16 protein-coding genes and 3 tRNA genes are annotated in these 20,091 nt (G+C 35.1%); 7 read left to right on the forward strand and 12 right to left on the reverse strand.

The window, feature by feature from the left end:
• Positions 1 to 30: 30 nt before the first annotated feature.
• Both yfmH and yfmF read right to left on the reverse strand, forming a co-directional pair.
• The gene (gene yfmH / locus HT688_RS06685) at positions 31 to 1,314 is read right to left on the reverse strand and encodes an EF-P 5-aminopentanol modification-associated protein YfmH (RefSeq protein WP_000170199.1); all 1,284 of its coding nucleotides are present in this window, start codon (positions 1,312 to 1,314) and stop codon (positions 31 to 33) included.
• Positions 1,311 to 2,561, reverse strand: a complete 1,251-nt coding sequence (gene yfmF / locus HT688_RS06690; RefSeq protein WP_172923667.1) for an EF-P 5-aminopentanol modification-associated protein YfmF — start codon at positions 2,559 to 2,561, stop codon at positions 1,311 to 1,313. The genes yfmH and yfmF overlap by 4 nt, the downstream gene beginning before the upstream one ends.
• A 158-nt stretch (positions 2,562 to 2,719) precedes the next feature.
• On the opposite strand from yfmF, the gene yaaA reads away from it, so the two are divergent.
• Together yaaA and recF are read left to right on the forward strand one after the other, a co-directional pair.
• Positions 2,720 to 3,088: a S4 domain-containing protein YaaA gene (gene yaaA, locus HT688_RS06695; protein ID WP_172923668.1), complete on the forward strand. Its 369-nt coding sequence runs from the start codon at positions 2,720 to 2,722 to the stop codon at positions 3,086 to 3,088.
• A 2-nt stretch (positions 3,089 to 3,090) separates the two neighbouring features.
• Positions 3,091 to 4,188 carry a DNA replication/repair protein RecF gene (gene recF / locus HT688_RS06700; RefSeq protein ID WP_172923669.1) on the forward strand — a complete coding sequence of 366 codons (1,098 nt, stop codon included), beginning with the start codon at positions 3,091 to 3,093 and terminating at the stop codon, positions 4,186 to 4,188.
• A 49-nt stretch (positions 4,189 to 4,237) separates the two neighbouring features.
• Here recF and guaB read toward each other — a convergent pair whose 3' ends face one another.
• Both guaB and trpS read right to left on the reverse strand, forming a co-directional pair.
• A complete protein-coding gene (guaB, locus tag HT688_RS06705; RefSeq protein ID WP_000073428.1) occupies positions 4,238 to 5,716 on the reverse strand; it encodes an IMP dehydrogenase in 1,479 nt (492 codons plus the stop codon).
• A 151-nt stretch (positions 5,717 to 5,867) separates the two neighbouring features.
• Positions 5,868 to 6,893 (reverse strand): tryptophan--tRNA ligase, encoded by a 1,026-nt coding sequence (gene trpS / locus HT688_RS06710; RefSeq protein WP_023936262.1) that lies wholly within the window; start codon positions 6,891 to 6,893, stop codon positions 5,868 to 5,870.
• A gap of 205 nt (positions 6,894 to 7,098) precedes the next feature.
• On the opposite strand from trpS, the gene HT688_RS06715 reads away from it, so the two are divergent.
• Together HT688_RS06715 and HT688_RS06720 are read left to right on the forward strand one after the other, a co-directional pair.
• Positions 7,099 to 8,721: an ATP-binding cassette domain-containing protein gene (locus tag HT688_RS06715; RefSeq protein ID WP_000958774.1), complete on the forward strand. Its 1,623-nt coding sequence runs from the start codon at positions 7,099 to 7,101 to the stop codon at positions 8,719 to 8,721.
• Positions 8,722 to 8,780: 59 nt separating this feature from the next.
• Positions 8,781 to 11,324: a YfhO family protein gene (locus HT688_RS06720; protein ID WP_050207767.1), complete on the forward strand. Its 2,544-nt coding sequence runs from the start codon at positions 8,781 to 8,783 to the stop codon at positions 11,322 to 11,324.
• Between the two features lie 29 nt (positions 11,325 to 11,353).
• Here the strand turns inward: HT688_RS06720 and HT688_RS06725 are convergent, their stop codons facing one another.
• A complete protein-coding gene (locus tag HT688_RS06725; RefSeq protein WP_050207765.1) occupies positions 11,354 to 13,993 on the reverse strand; it encodes a YhgE/Pip domain-containing protein in 2,640 nt (879 codons plus the stop codon).
• A gap of 127 nt (positions 13,994 to 14,120) precedes the next feature.
• Here HT688_RS06725 and HT688_RS06730 point away from each other — a divergent pair, with 127 nt between their 5' ends.
• Entirely contained in the window at positions 14,121 to 14,663 is a 543-nt protein-coding gene (locus HT688_RS06730; protein WP_001158278.1) for a TetR/AcrR family transcriptional regulator, read from the forward strand.
• Positions 14,664 to 14,703: 40 nt separating this feature from the next.
• Here the strand turns inward: HT688_RS06730 and HT688_RS06735 are convergent.
• The 7 genes from HT688_RS06735 to rlmH form a co-directional block, all read right to left on the reverse strand.
• Positions 14,704 to 14,777: transfer RNA gene (locus HT688_RS06735), tRNA-Asn, on the reverse strand.
• A gap of 5 nt (positions 14,778 to 14,782) precedes the next feature.
• A tRNA-Glu gene (locus tag HT688_RS06740) sits at positions 14,783 to 14,854 on the reverse strand.
• Between the two features lie 51 nt (positions 14,855 to 14,905).
• Entirely contained in the window at positions 14,906 to 15,658 is a 753-nt protein-coding gene (gene comE / locus HT688_RS06745; RefSeq protein WP_000866065.1) for a competence system response regulator transcription factor ComE, read from the reverse strand.
• Positions 15,655 to 16,980 (reverse strand): competence system sensor histidine kinase ComD, encoded by a 1,326-nt coding sequence (gene comD / locus HT688_RS06750; protein WP_001048117.1) that lies wholly within the window; start codon positions 16,978 to 16,980, stop codon positions 15,655 to 15,657. Before comD ends, comE begins: the two co-directional genes overlap by 4 nt.
• 20 nt (positions 16,981 to 17,000) lie before the next feature.
• On the reverse strand, positions 17,001 to 17,126 hold the full coding sequence (comC, locus tag HT688_RS06755) for a competence-stimulating peptide ComC (RefSeq protein ID WP_000799687.1): 126 nt from the start codon (positions 17,124 to 17,126) through the stop codon (positions 17,001 to 17,003).
• A gap of 164 nt (positions 17,127 to 17,290) precedes the next feature.
• Positions 17,291 to 17,364 (reverse strand) — tRNA-Arg (locus HT688_RS06760).
• A gap of 40 nt (positions 17,365 to 17,404) precedes the next feature.
• A complete protein-coding gene (rlmH, locus tag HT688_RS06765; RefSeq protein WP_000695932.1) occupies positions 17,405 to 17,884 on the reverse strand; it encodes a 23S rRNA (pseudouridine(1915)-N(3))-methyltransferase RlmH in 480 nt (159 codons plus the stop codon).
• A 182-nt stretch (positions 17,885 to 18,066) separates the two neighbouring features.
• Here rlmH and htrA point away from each other — a divergent pair, with 182 nt between their 5' ends.
• Both htrA and HT688_RS06775 read left to right on the forward strand, forming a co-directional pair.
• Positions 18,067 to 19,248, forward strand: a complete 1,182-nt coding sequence (gene htrA, locus HT688_RS06770) for a serine protease HtrA (RefSeq protein ID WP_000681604.1) — start codon at positions 18,067 to 18,069, stop codon at positions 19,246 to 19,248.
• Between the two features lie 57 nt (positions 19,249 to 19,305).
• Positions 19,306 to 20,064, forward strand: coding sequence for a ParB/RepB/Spo0J family partition protein (locus HT688_RS06775; protein WP_050207760.1), 759 nt, complete (start codon positions 19,306 to 19,308; stop codon positions 20,062 to 20,064).
• Positions 20,065 to 20,091: the final 27 nt, after the last annotated feature.

Here is a 20,091-nt window from a genome sequence, read left to right on the forward strand (position 1 = left end):
CTTCTTTCTAGTGTCTATTATGATAGGTTACTACGATGGGAATATTGTGAAATCAACTATATCCCCTTCATCTATTAAGTGATGCCCTGCTTCAAGGACATCCTCTAAAGTAATTTCCTGTAAAATTTTCGGCAAATCAAAAATTGTCTCACCATGTTCAAAAGCATCATATTGCGTTGCAAGCAATTCAAGAGAGTTCATGCTACTGAAAAATTCTCCAAACATCTCTCTTTTGATAATATCTAAATGATCCTCTGTAATATCTAAATCCTTTGTAAAATTACGAATGGCCTTCCTAAATTGATGGGATAAAGCAACTGGCTCTTTCGTATCCATTGTCAACATAACAAAATGAAAACGACTTGTTACTTCAATTTCAAGAGATAAGGAAGCATCTATTTTACCTGATTCATAACATTTTTGAAAACGATCCGAAGTCCAACCAAACATCATTGCAAACAATAATTTTAATAAAATATGATGTCGATAGCAATCCGCCTCAGCAACTTCTCGCTTACCTCTAACTCCAATCGCTAGTTTGGGAGAAGATACTTCCATTCTCATACTGTCTGTTTGCTTTACAGCCTGTAAAAGAAACTTTTCTCTTGCTAGTTCCTGAACATCTAAATCTTTCAGTTTTTTTCTTTCAAAATAGTCCTGTACTTTCTCTACATCAAAATCACCAACTAAAAACAGAGACATGTTTACAGGTTTGTAAAATCTTGCAAAATTTTCTTGCAAATTAGTTAGATTTATTTGGGAAATGGACTCCTCACTTCCAACTATATCCGTCGCTAAAGGTGTACCTGGATACAAATTCGCTAAGGTTGAAAAGAATAAACACGAATCTGGATCATCTTGATACATTTCTCGTTCTTGCTGAATAATATCCTGCTCTCTTAAAATGGAATCTTCAGTAAAATGTGCTGATGTTACCAATTCATCAAGTAAATCTAAATTTTCTAAAAAATGATCCGTTGCTGAAAAAAGATAGCTTGTTTTTGTAAAGCTTGTAAAGGCATTACTATCTGCACCTAGACTCGTAAAAGCAGACATCAAATCGCTAGAATCTTCTCTCTCAAATAATTTATGTTCAAGAAAATGAGCAATTCCCGCAGGATATTCTTTTACATCTCCGTCAACTTCTGTGACAAGCGTATCTACCGAACCAAACTGTACAGTGACACTCCCGTAAACCTCTTTAAATTCCTTTTTAGGCAAAAGAACAACTGTTAATCCATTTGACAAACGAGTTCGATAAATCATTTCTTTTACAGCTGGATAGTATTTTTCTTCAAAAACAACCTTTGTCATTCTATTCCTTCCATAAAGTAAATCGCCTGTAGTTTCACATTATTAGCTGCTCTACAAATAGCATCTTTGTCAACTTGCTCGAGTTTTGCAATCCAACCTTTAAAGTCTGCTGAAGATTTTCCAAGTAAGGCATTTTGATAAGCACGTTCAATCAATGAACCTTGATTATCTTGAGAAAGCAACAAAGACCGACGAATCATTTCCTTGGTCTGCTCTAGCTCAAGCTCTGTAAAATAACCTTTTTTTAAATCAAGTAATTGATTATTCATCATTTTTCGAGCCTGATTCCTATTTTCTCGATTGATACCAGCATACATTCTCAAGAATCCACTAAATAAATCAAGCTGACTTGAAATGGTATAAGCCAATCCAGCATTTTCACGGACATTTGTAAAGAGCTTAGAATGAGCAAATCCACCCAGTAAACCATTCATTACAATCATGGGTAAATGTTGCTCATCACCATATTCAGAAGGGCAATGATAACCTAATTCCAAAATGGATTGTCCCACATTTTTCCGAACCACACCTTCTTGTAGTATATTGGAATAAGGTTGACAATACTGAATCTTCACATCTCCTTTTCGACCTTTAAAGCCAAATGATTCTAATACATTTTGAATTTCAACCTCATTAAAATCACCTAGGAAAAAGAAATCGATTCGATTATTGGCCAAAAATTCTTGGAAACAAGAATAAGAACTTTGTGGAGTTTCAGCTAAAATACGATTTCGTAAATCACTATATTCCAATTGGAGACGTTCATCATGAAAAAATAATTTATCTAATTCTTTATGTGCGAAATAAAAAGAATCATCCATATCAGCTGCTAAACTTGCTAGCAATTGTTTTTTCTCAATTTCAAATAAGGACGGATCAAATCCATTATCAAATACTACGGGTGAAAAAAGAGTTTCTTTTACAAGTTCCAAAACCTGAGAAGTTAGCACATTTTTCCTACTTAAAAACTCATCACGAACATAGGTAAATGTCAATTCTACAATGTGACTTTGCCCTCTTCTTAAACAATTGGTTGACATATCTGTACCATATAGACTGGCCAAGTGTCTCCTAAAATTTTGAGAAGTGGGGTACATCTGGTTGGCAGTTTCTAGCATACTCGCACTCAACATGCGACCTGCAATCGTATCAAGAGATAATGGAGCTGTAAAACGCACGGTGATTTTGTTCGTTTTAAACTTCTTTGATTGGATAAAATGTGTTGAAATTCCATGCACTAACTCCATGATTTACCTCCTTATATACAGACTTCTATTATATCACGAAAACCTGAAATTTTCTTGTTCTCTGTAACACTTTTGAAATAAAAATCGCTTACATTTCTCCCTGTTTCTCTCACTATTTTTAGGAAAATATGGTATAATACCAAAGATTGAGGTGAATTATGGAATACAAATTATTTGAAGAATTTATTACCCTCCAAGCACTACTCAAAGAACTTGGAATTACACATAGCGGAGGAGCTATCAAATCATTTCTCTCTGAACATTCTGTTTACTTTAATGGGGAATTAGAAAGTCGTCGCGGTAAAAAACTTCGTATTGGTGATAAAGTTGACATCCCTGACATGAATATTGACATCTTGTTGACACAACCTACTTCTGAGGAGAACGAGGAATATCAAGCTGATAAAGTTGAAAAAGAACGAATCGCTAAACTTGTTAAGGAGATGAATAAAGGAGTAAAAAAAGATAAATCAAAACCTACTTCATCACCCAAAAGCAAACAAGCTCCGCGATTCCCTGGTAGATAATCATGTGGCTACAACAACTATCTCTCAAAACTTTTCGTAACTACAAAGAGACGAAAATAGACTTTAATCCTAAATTAAATGTCTTTTTAGGACGTAATGCACAAGGTAAAACAAATATGTTAGAGGCTATCTATTTTTTAGCCTTAACACGTAGCCATCGAACTCGAACAGACAAAAATCTCATTCATTTTGATGAGGAACAACTTCATCTTTCAGGTCTCGTTCAGAAAAAAACGGGATCTATTCCTCTCGAAATTGAACTAACACAAAAAGGGCGTGTGACAAAAGTTAATCACTTAAAACAGGCACGACTTTCAGATTATGTAGGACACATGAATGTTGTCTTATTTGCTCCTGAAGATTTACAACTAATTAAGGGAGCACCTTCGGTTCGACGAAAATTCATTGATATGGAACTTGGACAAATCAAGCCAATCTATTTATCTGACTTAACCAATTATAACCACATCCTAAAGCAAAGAAACACTTACCTAAAATCAGCTCAAAAAATAGATGAAACCTTCCTTTCAGTCTTAGATGATCAGCTAGTTGATTATGGATGTCGTGTAATGAATCACCGCTTAGATTTCATAAAAAAACTAGAGCATTTTGGTTGTAAGAAACATTTTGAACTTTCTAATCAGATTGAAGAACTGTCAATATCCTATCAATCTTCTGTAAAGATAACTGACAAGGAAGACTTATCAGAATCTTTCAAAATTGCTTTAGAAAAAAGTAGGGCCAGAGATTTATTTAAAAAGAATACTGGTGTTGGGCCTCATCGAGATGATATTTCTTTTTATATAAATGGGATGGATGCTAGTTTTGGAAGTCAAGGTCAACATCGTAGTCTCGTCCTCTCGGTAAAATTAGCAGAAATCGAATTAATGGAAAGCATTACTACAGAATCTCCAATATTACTGCTTGACGATGTTATGAGCGAACTTGACAACACTAGACAACTAAAATTATTAGAAACGATTTCTCATTCAATCCAAACCTTTATCACAACAACAAGCTTAGACCATCTTCAAAATCTGCCAGAAAATCTAAGTATTTTCACTATTCAAGATGGTAAAGTTGTTGTAAATAAAACTTAACAGCATTGTAAAAGAACTCCTGTTTTCGCAGGAGTTCTTTTCATTTCTTTTACATAGAATAATTTGGTGCCTCATTCGTAATTTGTACATCGTGAGGGTGGCTTTCTTTCAAACCAGCACCAGACATTTCAATAAATTGAGCATTATCGTGTAGTTCTTTAAGGTTAGCTGCACCACAGTAACCCATACCAGAGCGAATACCACCAATCATTTGGAAGACAATATCAGCTGCCGCACCTTTATAAGCAACACGACCTTCAATTCCTTCTGGAACAAGTTTGTTTGCTTCATTAACAGAACCTTGGAAGTAACGATCGCTTGAACCTTTCTTCATAGCAGCAATTGATCCCATACCACGGTAAGTCTTGAACTTACGTCCTTGGAAGATTTCAGTTTCACCTGGTGCTTCATCAGTTCCAGCAAACATTGATCCAAGCATAACAGCATTTCCACCAGCCGCAAGTGCTTTTACAATATCTCCAGAATACTTGATTCCACCGTCAGCAATGATAGTCTTACCATATTCACGCGCAACAGCTGCAGCATCGTAGATAGCTGTTACTTGCGGAACACCAACACCTGCAATCACACGAGTAGTACAGATAGAACCTGGACCAATCCCAACCTTGACAACGTCTACACCTGCTTCATAAAGAGCACGTGCACCTTCAGCAGTAGCAATATTTCCAGCAATTAAAGTACGATCTGGAAAATGAGCACGAATCTCAGCAATTTTACGCAAGACACCTGCAGAATGACCATGTGCAGTATCAATAACAATCGCATCCGCTCCTGCCTCAAAAAGAGCCTCTGCACGTTCAAATGTATCTGAAGTAACACCTACTGCACCTGCAACTAGAAGACGACCAAACTCATCTTTAGCCGCATTTGGAAACTCAATAACTTTTTCAATATCTTTGATAGTGATCAAACCAGAAAGACTGCCTTCTTCATCGACCAACGGAAGTTTTTCAATACGATGCTCTTGAAGAATACTCTCAGCCGTTGCAAGATCCGTACCCACAGGAGCAGTAACAAGATTTTCACTAGTCATATGGTTTGAAATTGGTTGATTATAATCTGAAATAAAACGAAGATCTCGGTTTGTCAAAATACCAACCAATTTACGATTTTCAAGTGTTTCAACAACTGGAACACCACTGATGCGGTAACGACCCATAAGCTCATCTGCTTCAGCAATTGTATGTTCAGGCGTCAAGAAGAACGGATCAATAATAACTCCATTTTCAGAACGTTTTACCTTACGAACCTCGTCTGCTTGTTGAGCAATTGACATGTTTTTATGGATAACTCCGAGACCGCCTGCACGAGCAATAGCAATGGCCATTTGACTCTCTGTAACTGTGTCCATGGCAGCGGTAATAATTGGGATATTTAAAGTCAAATTATCTGCCAATTTAGTTGTTAAATCTGCATCGTTAGGCAACACATGACTTTCAGCTGGAATAAGCAATACATCATCAAAGGTAAAACCTTTTTTCAAAAATTTAGTGTCCCAATTAGACATTCGAAGTTTCCTCTTTTCTTTCTTTTTGAGCTTGACTCTTTTTATATTGTATCTATCATACCATTCTATAAAAATTTGTCAAATGTTACAGGGGTAAATAAAAAACTATCTTTTCTTTGAGATAGAAATGATAGTTTCTTGTAAAATAAACCTAGTTAAAGTAATGAAGTCCCATTGCTCCTTTAACCTCAGATAAGGTCTGACCTGCAACTTCACGTGCTCTTTCACTACCTTTTTGAAGCATATTATAAACTTCTCCCATATCCTTAGTAAATTCAATACGGCGCTCACGAATAGAACCCAGTTCACGTTCTAATATTTCAAGTAGATAACGCTTGGTCTTCACATCACCAAGACCACCTCGTTGATAATGTTCTTTCATGTCAGCAATTTCTTGAGCATCTTCTGGACGACCAAAAACATCTAGATAATGGAAAACCATATTTCCCTCAATCTTACCTGGATCTTCCACTCGAATATGATCTGGATCTGTATACATACTCATTACTTTTTTACGTAAAGTATCCGCATCATCAGCTAAATAAATACCGTTATTGAGTGATTTAGACATTTTAGCATTCCCATCCAAACCAGGCAAACGCCCTGCTCTTTCATTTTCTGGGTAAATACCTTCCGGTTCTACCAAGACATCACAGTTATATGCATTGTTAAAAGAACGAACAATTTCACGAGTTTGCTCAATCATTGGTTTCTGATCTGTCCCAACAGGAACATAATTAGCCTTGAAAGCTGTGATGTCAGCTGCTTGAGCTATTGGATAGACCAAGAATCCTGTCGGAATGCTTTCTCCAAATCCTTTCTGAGCAATTTCTGTCTTGACAGTTGGATTACGCTCCAGACGTGCTAATGAAACCAGATTCATATAATACATAGACAACTCAGCCAGCTCTGGAATCTGGCTTTGAATAAAGATAGTTGATTTACTTGGATCCAATCCAACTGCAAGATAATCCAAAGCCACATTTCCGATAGACTCTACAATGGTTTGAGGATCTTTGGCATGATCTGTCAAGGCTTGTTGGTCAGCCAAGAACACAAACATATCATACTTATCCTCTTCCTGTAATAATACTCGATTTTTGAGACTTCCAACATAATGTCCAATATGCAATTTTCCTGTTGGACGGTCTCCTGTTAAAATAATGGGTTTAGTCATTTTGTTCTCCTTCGATATAGTCCCTTCAATTATAGCATTTTTTTAATGAAATAACCGCAATTTATCAAAATAAATCAACCTTACTATTCACGGATTTGTGTAAAGTATGCTGTAAAATTAATTTACACAAAATTGACAGATAAAAATTTGAATATTTCCGTATTTTCTAGTAGAATAAATATATTACACATATAGGAGAAAAACATTGCTTACAGTATCTGATGTTTCACTACGTTTTAGTGATCGCAAACTTTTTGATGATGTCAATATCAAATTTACAGAAGGAAATACTTACGGATTAATCGGTGCTAATGGTGCCGGAAAATCAACCTTTTTAAAAATTTTAGCCGGAGATATCGAACCTACTACTGGTCACATCTCTCTTGGTCCAGATGAACGTCTCTCTGTTCTTCGTCAAAATCACTTTGACTATGAAGATGAACGTGCCATTGATGTTGTTATCATGGGAAATGAAAAACTTTATAGCATCATGAAAGAGAAAGATGCTATCTACATGAAGGAAGATTTCTCAGACGAGGACGGGGTTCGTGCTGCCGAACTCGAAGGAGAGTTTGCTGAGCTTGGAGGCTGGGAAGCAGAAAGCGAAGCCTCTCAACTCCTTCAAAACCTAAACATTCCAGAAGAATTACACTACCAAAACATGAGCGAATTGGCCAACGGTGAGAAAGTAAAGGTTCTCCTTGCCAAAGCACTTTTTGGTAAACCAGATGTTCTTCTCTTGGACGAGCCTACCAACGGTTTAGACATCCAATCAATTACATGGTTAGAAGACTTCTTGATTGACTTTGATAACACAGTTATCGTAGTATCCCACGACCGTCACTTCTTAAACAAAGTATGTACTCACATGGCCGACCTTGACTTTGGAAAAATCAAACTCTATGTCGGAAACTACGACTTCTGGAAGGAATCTTCTGAACTCGCTGCTAAATTGCTAGCAGACCGTAATGCTAAAGCAGAAGAAAAAATTAAACAATTGCAAGAATTCGTTGCTCGTTTCTCTGCTAATGCTTCTAAATCAAGACAAGCAACATCACGTAAGAAAATGCTTGATAAGATTGAACTAGAAGAGATTGTACCATCTAGTCGTAAATATCCATTTATTAACTTTAAAGCGGAGCGTGAAATAGGTAATGATCTCCTGACAGTAGAAAATCTAACTGTAAAGATTGATGGTGAGACTATTTTAGATAATATCAGTTTTATCTTGCGTCCAGGTGATAAGACAGCGCTTATTGGTCAAAATGACATCCAAACGACTGCATTAATTCGTGCAATCATGGGGGACATTGACTATGAAGGAACTGTCAAGTGGGGAGTAACTACTAGCCGTTCTTACTTGCCAAAAGATAACTCGGCAGATTTTGCAGGAGGAGAGTCAATCCTTGACTGGTTGCGTCAATTCGCAAGTAAAGAAGAAGATGACAATACTTTCCTACGTGGCTTCCTCGGCCGTATGCTCTTCTCTGGAGATGAGGTTAACAAACCTGTAAATGTCTTGTCAGGGGGAGAAAAAGTTCGTGTCATGCTTTCAAAACTCATGCTTTTAAAATCAAATGTCCTTGTACTTGATGATCCAACAAATCACTTGGACTTGGAATCTATCTCAAGCTTGAATGATGGATTGAAAAACTTTAAAGAATCAATCATCTTTGCCAGCCATGACCACGAGTTTATTCAAACTCTAGCTAACCATATCATTGTCTTGTCTAAAAATGGCGTCATTGACCGTATCGATGAAACCTATGATGAATTCCTAGAAAATGCAGAAGTACAAGCAAAAGTTAAAGAACTTTGGAAAGACTAAAAAAATTCAAAACTCAGTTGGGTTAACCAGCTGAGTTTTCTAACATTTTATGAGGTAACATGAAATTATTTTTTAAAACATATTGGATCTATTTTGTTTCTTTCATCATTCCTGTAGTAATTATGATAGGAGTATATCTATCTCAAGGTATCTACTGGAATAGCGACAAATCTCCTCTATTAGGAGATGGCTTTCATCAATACGTTATTTTTGATATAGCTCTAAGAAATATCCTACATGGAAATAGTAGTCTGTTTTACACCTTTACAAGTGGTCTAGGGCTAAACTTCTATGCTCTATCTAGTTATTACTTGGGTAGTTTTCTTTCACCTCTGGTTTACTTTTTTGATCTAACGAATATGCCAGATGCTGTCTATCTGACCACTCTCTTAAAATTTGGATTGATTGGTCTGTCAACCTTTTTTAGTTTGAATAAATTGTTTCAATCTATCCCTCAGACTTTAAAACTAGCCTTATCTACTTCCTATACTCTGATGAGTTTCACTGTCAGTCAATTAGAGATAAAAACCTGGCTAGATGTTTTTATCTTGATTCCTTTAATTATAACTGGTTTACATCTACTGATAACTGAAAAGAAACTCCTATTGTACTTTACAAGTCTGTCAATCTTATTTATTCAAAATTATTATTTTGGATATATGACAGTATTGTTTCTTATTTTCTGGTATCTCTGTCAAATTTCGTGGGACTTTAAGACTCGAAAATCATCTGTTCTTGATTTCATAGTTATCTCCTTTTTAGCTGGTATGGCTAGTTTGATTATGACTCTTCCCACTCTGTTTGATTTACAGACACATGGGGAAAAATTGACTGAAGTTACAAAGTTTCAAACTGAAAGTAGCTGGTATCTTGATCTCTTTGCTAAGCAATTCATTGGTTCCTTTGACACAACAAAGTATGGGGCCATCCCAATGATTTTTGTTGGACTACTTCCCTTTATTTTGACCATTTTATTTTTTACGCTGAAATCTATTAAGTTTCACGTGAAACTCATATATGTAATATTCTTTGCATTTCTAATTGCAAGCTTTTACATAGAAGCTCTTGACTTATTTTGGCAAGGTATGCATACTCCAAATATGTTTTTACATCGCTATTCTTGGATTTTCTCTACCTTGTTAATTTACACAGCAGCGGAAGTCTTAAATCGTCTGAAAGAAATTAAAATCTGGAATTTTTTAGTTTCGCTTTTTCTTATAGTAACAGGATTTTTAGCTACCATCTATCTAAAATCACATTATTCTTTTTTAACAGATTTGAATATTCTACTGACTCTTGAATTTTTAGTTGTCTATTCTCTTTTACTCCTTGCAGTTATCAAAAAGTTTATCTCTGTAAATCTATTTGCCATTCTAATCTCTTTATTTATAATGGTTGAAATAAGTTTAAATGCTTCATCTCAAATAGACGGAATTGCTAAAGAATGGGGATTTGCTTCTCGAAGTGCATATAATCGAGATATCCCAGCTATGAAATCTTTCTCAACATATATTGGAAATCAATTTACTCGTACTGAAAAACTAGAGACTCAAACAGGAAATGACAGTATGAAATTCAACTACAATGGAATATCTCAATTTTCATCTGTTCGAAATCGTTCAGCAAGCTCTACTTTGGATAAACTTGGGTTTAAATCCTCTGGGACTAATCTCAATCTACGCTATGCAAATAATAGTATTTTGGCTGATAGTTTATTTGGTATCCAGTACAATATCTCAGACAGTCCTAGTGATAAGTATGGTTTTAAAGATATCTATCAAAAAGATAATCTTACCCTATATGAAAATCAATTCTCTCTTCCGATTGCCTTTGCTAGTCAATCTGTTTACAATGATGTCAAGTTCAATGAACATACTTTAGATAATCAAGCCTCGTTTTTAAATCAACTTGCTAACGTCGATTTTGATTATTTTTCTACAATCCCTTATGACAAAACAGAAAATACTAATGATTTGATTATTGTCACAAGTTCTTCAAATGAGGATGCAGCAATCCAGTATCAAATTGAAGTGCCAGAAAACAGCCAAGTTTATCTTTCTTTCACAAACCTTCACTTTTCTAATGATAAACAAAAAAAGGTTGACATCCTTGTAAATGGAGAAAAGAAAACTTTTACAACTGATAATATCTTCTCCTTCTTTAATCTAGGCTATACAAAAGAGAAAAAAACTTTCAATATCAATGTTAGTTTCCCTGGAAATTCACAAGTATCATTTGAATCTCCTACCTTCTACCGTTTAGATACCAAAACATTCACCGAGGCAATTCAAAAAATTAAAGAACAACCTGTCACAGTATCAACTTCTAAAAACAAGGTCTTTGCTACATATGATGTTAAACAAGATACGTCCATTTTCTTCACCATTCCTTATGACAAAGGTTGGTCTGCCTACCAAGATGGTAAGAAAATAGAAATTAAACAAGCTCAAACTGGATTTATGAAAGTTGAGGTTCCCAAGGGGAAAGGAACTATTACACTCTCCTTCATTCCCAATGGTTTTATTACTGGAGCAATTTGTTCCTTTACTTCTCTCTTACTATTTGGAACCTATAATCACAGACGAAAGTCATCTAAGGCATAAAAAATCGACCAATTAATCGGTCGATTTTTTTAATCTTCTTCCATTTTCTTAGGTTGATAGGCTAGCATACCTAAACCAGTAAATAGAGCTAGTATGGCATCTAGGAAAATGACTTGCTGATGAATATTTCCTGTCATAGAGATTGTTTGTCGTAATCCCGAAACTGAATAACTCATTGGTAACCAAGGACTAATAGTTCTAAAGAAATCATTTGTCAAGGCAAGTGGATAAGTACCGGCACTTGATGCTAACTGTAATAAAAGCAAAATAAGTGAGAAGAAAGCTCCTATACGGCTATTCCATGTTGTTAATGCGGTCACCATGGACATGAATACTAAACTTGTTAGGATAATGAGAATAAATGTTCTCATCTCATGATTAGCCGTTAGACCAATAAGATGAACTCCTCCATATACCAAAATTCCTGCCAAAACAGCTATAATACCATTTATTTCAGCCCGAGATTTCAACCAAGCCCAACGGCTCTCTGGATGACGTCCTGAAGGCAGCTTCGCAAAGATCATATTCGTTGATATTGCTGCAACAAAGAGAGCAACTGATATCATATAAGGAGCCATTGCAATTCCATTTACAGGAACTTGGTCATTGTCTGTTTTGGAAAGATTGAGTGGATTTGACAAAATATCTGCATTTTGAGATTCCGTAGATGCTGATTTGAGTTGATCACTAGCATTACTTAGTCCTTGTCCTAAAGAAGCAACTCCTGTCTGTAAACCTTCCAATCCAGAAGTTAACTTTGTTCCACCTTCTGCTAATTTCCCAGCTCCATCTGCCAATTTATTAGCTCCACTTTCTAATTGAGAAGCACCTGAAAGTAACTGACTGGATTTGTCAGCTAGTCGGCTAGATCCTGACTGCAATTTATCAACTCCTGCTATCAATTCTTGACTCTTTTGATTCAATTGGTTAGAGCCAGTTGATAATTTTTCAATACCAGATACTAATTCTGGAGTTTTTTCAACTAATTGACTAACTCCTGCTGTCAAGCTAGAAGATTTTTGTGTCAAGGTGTTTGAGCCTGAAACTAGTTGATCCAAACTACCTGTCAAGGTGGCATTTTTTTCACTTAGTTTACTTGCTCCCTGAGAAACTTTATCAACACCTGTAGTATATGCGTTTACACCTGATGCAATCGACTGACTATCAGGAACTAATTTGCTAGTAACAGCTCCTTGTATCTCTGTTAATCCACTTGACAATCTTGTCAAAGAAGTAGAAGCAATAGGTAATACTTGATTAGCTTGATTTTTTAAAGTCGCAAGATTAGAAGATTGATTTTGTAAGTTTTCTAAACTTCCCTGTAAACCTTTAACTACAGCTACAATTGACTGTGCTGATTGAATACTATCAGTCGAATTTTGAGATACAGAAGCACTTATTTCAGCTTGTTGCTCACTTGTCAAAGATTGATAAGCTGCTGTCGATTGAATATTGGCTAATGTAGTCGCTTTAGCAGACTGAGCACTTGCTAACATTTGATTAGAAAGAGATACTATACTTGATAAAACAGAATCTAATTGTTTTGTATCTCCAACATCAATATTTTGAATGGCTTGATTTAACTGATTCAGACCAGAAGATAATTGATTAATTTGATCTTTTTTCCCAGACGAAGCATCTAACTTGCTAGAAAGTTGTTGAATCCCTTCACTTAATTGCTCCACCCCTATTCGAAGTGTAGCTGATTGATTAGATAACTGATTAGCACCTGTTGCAAGACTTCCCACTCCATTGGTGTAGGCACTAACACCAGATGAAAATTGATTAAGACCAGCATTAAGCTGAGAAACACCGCCAGTATAGGATTCTACACCAGAATATAACTGATTGATTCCTCCTACTAATTCAGGACTTTTAGAAGATAATTGACCTAATCCGCTATCTAATTGACTCACTGCACCAGTATATGTAACTAAACCACTATTAAAATTCCCTAAGCCAAGATGAAGTTGTTCAACACCAGAGACATAAGAGGATAATCCTTTAGTAAACTGCTCCGTTCCATTTGAAAATGTTAAACTTGAAGCTGCTAAAGAGTGTAGGTTAGTAGTTAATGTTTGACTTCCTGCCACTAACTGATTCGCTACATCAGTTAGTTTTTCACTTCCAGAATCTGCTTGGCTCATACCATCCTTTAAATAGACCATTTTGTTGAATAAAGCTTTAGTATAGGTCTCGGTTACATTGGTAGAAACACTCTGCTTTAATTGTGTCATAGCAGAATCGCTCATCTTGCTGGCAATAAAACTATGACCACTTGAAGTCTGATAATCGATTTGCATTTGCTCTGGATAATCCATTAAAATAGAAGCTGCTTTTTCAGATAAATCACTTGGTAAAGTCACTACCATATAGTAATCGCCATTTTCTAAACCCTTCTTACCTTCTTCATCTACAAAATGAAAATCCAAGGTTTTATTTTCTTTTAAATTGGACACCATGTCTTTTCCTATAGACATGCTATTACCATTATAGGAAGCCTCTTTATCATTATTGACAACTGCCACAGGTAAGTCAGACAATTGCCCATATGGATCCCACATTGATGACAAAAATATGATATTGTACAGAGCTGGAATAAGAGAAATCCCTATCATGACAATAATAAAGGTTGGTTTTTTAAAAATTGCTTTCCATTCTTTAAACATAGTTTCTCCTTTTTTAAACATATTGTCTAAAATTTTGATATAATAGATTATACAATAAAAAATCTAAATTACAATATAAAAAATCCATTTTTAGACATATAGTCTAATTTGTTTACAAGGAGGAAATATGCAAGAAAGTAACAAACGCTTAAAAACAAAGCGAACTATTGAAAATGCTATGGTACAATTACTAATGGAACAGCCATTTGATCAAATTTCTACTGTCAAGTTAGCAGAAAAATCCAGAATTAGCCGTTCCAGCTTCTATACGCACTATAAGGATAAGTATGATATGATTGAGCACTATCAAAGCAAGCTATTTCATACATTTGAATATATTTTTCAAAAACATGCTCATCACAAAAGAGACGCTATTTTAGAAGTTTTTGAATATCTAGAGTCAGAACCACTTCTGGCTGCCCTTCTTTCTGAAAATGGGACTAAAGAAATCCAAAATTTCTTACGAAATAAACTTCATATCATGCTCAGTACAGATTTACAAAAGCGATTTATGCAACTGAATCTAAATACCACTGAATTAGAATATAGTAGCATCTATCTAACTCATGCACTTTTTGGTGTCTGCCAAACTTGGATTGCACATGGAAAAAAAGAAAGTTCTCAAGAAATAACAAACTTCCTTATGAAAATGCTTGGTGATACAAATTGATACAAAAAGAGGAACACAGCTGTGTTCCCTTTTATCTATACTCCGCCAGTAGGACTCGAACCTACGACATCATGATTAACAGTCATGCGCTACTACCAACTGAGCTATGGCGGATAAAATAGTCCGTACGGGATTCGAACCCGTGTTACCGCCGTGAAAAGGCGGTGTCTTAACCCCTTGACCAACGGACCTTCTATCTGTAGCAGATATAACCATTATATCAATTTCTTGCTAATTGTCAATCACTTCTGAGATTTTTTCTCTAAAATATCTTTTAATTTTCTAATTTTTAATCTTGAAATAGGACAACGATGATCTTCATAGAAAACAATTTCTAGATTTTTTCGATCAATCTCTCTAATATTGCCTATATTTACCAAAAATGACTTATGAGGAGAATAAAATCGCTGAGTATGTTTGTCCTTTTCCTGAATATCTGTCATAGTACCGTAAAACTCTTTGGCAAAATTCTTACCAATAATACGTAATTTATGAGAGACTCCTGTCGTTTCAATATACAAAATATCATGGTAAGGGATTTTTAAATCATTTCCCTTGTAATTGTAGTCAAAATAATCCACCACATCTTCATTTTCAAGTAACATACTCTTCGTGTAAAAGATATTTTGCTCAATTCTCTTCTTAAACATCTCATCGTTGATATCCTTATCAACAAAATCTAGGGCTGATACCTGGTATTTATAGGTTAGAGTCGCAAACTCTGATCGACTGGTGATAAAGACGATAATAGCGTAAGGATTGTAATGACGAATGAGCTGAGCCACTTCAAATCCCTTTTTCTCAATTCCATGAATATCAATATCTAGGAAATAAAGCTGATTTACTTCATCGTTTTCAATGTATTCTTCAAATTCACGGACTTTTCCCGTTGTCTTGTATGATATTGGAATATTCGATTCTTTCGAAATTTCATCCAATATTCTCTCTAGTCTCACTTGATGTTCAATAACATCTTCTAAAATTAAAACTTTCATTCAAATTCCCTCTTACATCTAATGATTTGTCTAAATGTACTGCCTTCCATCTCTGTTTCTAAAATAATATTGTTGTACTTATCTAGTAGTTCCTTCACATTATTTAATCCGACTCCGCGATTTCTTCCCTTAGTGGAGAATCCTAAGGCAAATAGATTTCCTGAAGGAGTCATCGTCATTTTACATGAATTCTGAATCACAATCACTGTTTCAGTTTCCATCTTAATAACTGCTACTTCCATCTGCTTTTTATAACTATCAGCCGATCCTTCGACAGCATTGTTCAATAAAACACTCATAATACGAACCAAATCCAATAGTTCAATTGGGAGCTTGGTAATCGTATCTTTTACTTCCAGTGTAAACTCTACACCATTATTTCGAGCATAGACAATGGACTGAGCAACCAAACTTCGTAAAGCTGAATCTTCTATGTTGTTCAAATCAAAGTAAGTGTACTTATCTGAACGCAGTTTGTGATTAGCTTTGACCAAAACTTCATTGTAAACTCTGTCAATTTCTTGTAAATCACCACTGTCAATTGCCATCTGCATGCTGACAAGCATTCCAGCATAGTCATGTCGAAAACCACGGATTTCATTATACAGTCCGACAATTTCGTCTGTATAGTTTTGTAAATGTTTCTGTTCAAATTTCTTCTGCTTCAAAGCAATCTCTTTTTCCATTTGTTCTTTATGCGAATTCATTGCAAAGAAGGTCAAAAGTAACGAGATAAAAACAATAGATGACAAAATACTTCCAAAACTATTCAAATGTTTAACCGTACTTACCATATCTGAAACGAAAGATACAATATGGAGCAGTAGTAAGGCAAAAAATACTTTTTTCAAGAAAGGATAGAGGTAGTCTTTGTCAAAATAGGCTAGTTCCAAATGGAAATAATGAATGATTTTTAAGACAACAAAATAGGTCAACACCGTTACAACGAAAAAGAATGGGGCATGATATTGTGAAACAAAATTGTCTCCTGTTATAGAAGAGAAAGTTACGGACAGAAAGTTATGAGTGCTCTCATATAAAAGAGATAGTAGTAAACTTAGGAATAGTCCTCTATCCCTCTCATACTGTTTAATCCATCGAAAATAGGAATATAGGCCCAAAGGAAATAAAAATCTTTCAATCACTATTTCATCTAAATATAGAAGATAAAAGGAAAGTTCAAGTACTGCTTCTACTAGTAATGTATAGAGACCAAAAAAATATAGTTCCTTTGATTTTATTTGACCTTTACAAATTAAACGGTAACTGTGACTAATAATTAAAAAATGACCAATAACTGTCCCAAATCCAAATAAATTCATTACTCTTTCCCCTTATTTTATTACTTTTTTCTTGGGAAAATAAAATCACGGAGGATTTTTGGAAGTCTCATTTCCCCACCTTTAATCTTTTGCAAGTCTTTTTCCTTCAAGGCTACAAACTGTTCCAATTTAACTGTGTTTTTCATAATAAAATCTCCTAAAATGTTTTTTCTTGTAAGCTAACTTACAAAAACCATTATACAAAATGGAATTTCGTTTTAGATAAAATTCTCTCAACTGTCATTTTTTTCTCCCAAAGTGTACTTTTTTAAGAAAAAAGCCGGGAAAATTCCCAGCTTTGCTATTATATTGATCCCAGCAGGATTCGAACCTGCGACCGTTCGCTTAGAAGGCGAATGCTCTATCCAGCTGAGCTATGAGACCTAACACAATTATTCTACCAAAAATTCAATTAAAAGTCAATTTATTTATGATAGGGTGATCCCTGCTGAATCGTAAAAGCGCGATAGATTTGTTCAACAAGAACTAGTCTCATTAACTGATGGGGCAAGGTTAGGCGACCAAAACTGACAGAAAGATTGGCTCTATTTTTTACAGCTGATGACAATCCTAAACTTCCCCCAATAATAAAGGTAAGAGTAGAAAATCCTTTTATAGAAGCTTCTTCTAACTGCTTACTAAATTCTTCTGAAGAGAACATTTTCCCTTCAATAGCTAATGCAATAACAAAATCACGGTCAGCAACTTTTGATAAAATTCTCTGACCTTCTATTTCTAAAATCTTTTGATTTTCTGATTCACTGGCCTTATCTGGTGTTTTTTCATCTGATAACTCAATCATTTCAAACTTAGCAAATCTAGAAATTCGTTTTGAATACTCTGCGATACCATCTTTTAAATACTTTTCTTTCAGTTTCCCAACTGTTACAACTTTAATTTTCATGACTCTATTCTAACATATTCTCTATTTTTTCACATCTTATTCACAAAATAAAAAATAGATTTCAATTAAGAAAATCACAGCTTCAAAAGAGTTATCCACAGTTTGTGTAAAACTTTTGTGTTTAAGTTATAATTAAGCTAGTCAGTTTATACTTTCAGTAATTCAAACATATGGAGGCAAATATGAAACATCTAAAAACATTTTACAAAAAATGGTTTCAATTATTAGTCGTTATCGTCATTAGCTTTTTTAGTGGAGCCTTGGGTAGTTTTTCAATAACTCAACTAACTCAAAAAAGTAGTGTAAACAACTCTAACAACAATAGTACTATTACACAAACTGCCTATAAGAACGAAAATTCAACAACACAGGCTGTTAATAAAGTAAAAGATGCCGTTGTATCCGTTATTACTTATTCAGCAAATAGACAAAATAGCGTATTTGGCAATGATGAGACTGATACAGATTCTCAGCAAATCTCTAGTGAGGGATCTGGCGTTATTTATAAAAAGAATGATAAAGAAGCTTACATCGTCACCAACAATCACGTTATAAATGGCGCTAGCAAAGTAGATATTCGATTATCAGATGGGACTAAAGTACCTGGAGAAATTGTCGGAGCGGATACTTTCTCTGATATTGCTGTCGTCAAAATCTCTTCAGAAAAAGTGACAACAGTAGCTGAGTTTGGTGATTCTAGCAAGTTAACCGTAGGAGAAACTGCTATTGCCATTGGTAGTCCGTTAGGTTCTGAATATGCAAATACTGTCACTCAAGGTATCGTATCTAGTCTTAATCGAAATGTATCTTTAAAATCTGAAGATGGACAAGCCATTTCTACAAAAGCCATCCAAACTGATACTGCTATTAATCCAGGTAACTCTGGTGGCCCACTGATCAATATCCAAGGACAGGTTATCGGAATTACCTCAAGTAAAATTGCCACAAATGGAGGAACATCTGTAGAAGGTCTTGGTTTTGCAATCCCTGCAAATGATGCTATCAATATTATTGAACAGTTAGAAAAAAACGGAAAAGTGACGCGTCCAGCTTTGGGAATCCAGATGGTTAATTTATCTAATGTGAGTACAAGCGACATCAGAAGACTCAATATTCCAAGTAATGTTACATCTGGTGTAGTTGTTCGTTCGATACAAAGTAATATGCCTGCCAATGGTCACCTTGAAAAATACGATGTAATTACAAAAGTAGATGACAAAGAGATTGCTTCATCAACAGACTTACAAAGTGCTCTTTACAATCATTCTATCGGAGACACCATTAAGATCACTTACTATCGCAACGGTAAAGAAGAAACTACATCTATTAAACTTGACAAGAGTTCAGGTGATTTAGAATCTTAATTGACATCTATGTAAAGAAAGCTTTACATAAGAGAAAAGATGTGTTAGTGTAGAATCATGGAAAAATTTGAAATGATTTCTATCACAGATATACAAAAAAATCCCTATCAACCCCGAAAAGAATTTGATAGAGAAAAACTAGATGAACTAGCACAGTCTATCAAAGAAAATGGGCTCATTCAACCGATTATTGTTCGTCAATCTCCTGTTATTGGTTATGAAATCCTTGCAGGAGAAAGACGCTATCGGGCTTCACTTTTAGCTGGTCTACGGTCTATCCCAGCTGTTGTTAAACAGATTTCAGACCAAGAGATGATGGTTCAGTCCATTATTGAAAATTTACAGAGAGAAAATTTAAACCCAATAGAAGAAGCACGCGCCTATGAATCTCTCGTAGAGAAAGGATTCACCCATGCTGAAATTGCAGATAAAATGGGCAAGTCTCGTCCATATATCAGCAACTCCATTCGTTTACTTTCCTTGCCAGAACAGATTCTCTCAGAAGTAGAAAATGGCAAACTATCACAAGCCCATGCGCGTTCCCTAGTTGGGTTAAATAAGGAACAACAAGACTATTTCTTTCAACGGATTATAGAAGAAGATATTTCTGTAAGGAAGTTAGAAGCTCTTCTGACAGAGAAAAAACAAAAGAAACAGCAAAAAACGAATCATTTCATACAAAATGAAGAAAAACAGTTAAGAAAACTACTCGGATTAGATGTAGAAATTAAACTATCTAAAAAAGACAGTGGAAAAATCATTATTTCTTTTTCAAATCAAGAAGAATATAGTAGAATTATCAACAGCCTGAAATAAGGCTGTTCTTTTATTATGGCTTCAAGC

Origin of the sequence: Streptococcus sp. 1559 (assembly GCF_013276735.1) — a bacterium.
GTDB classification, from domain to species: domain Bacteria; phylum Bacillota; class Bacilli; order Lactobacillales; family Streptococcaceae; genus Streptococcus; species Streptococcus pseudopneumoniae.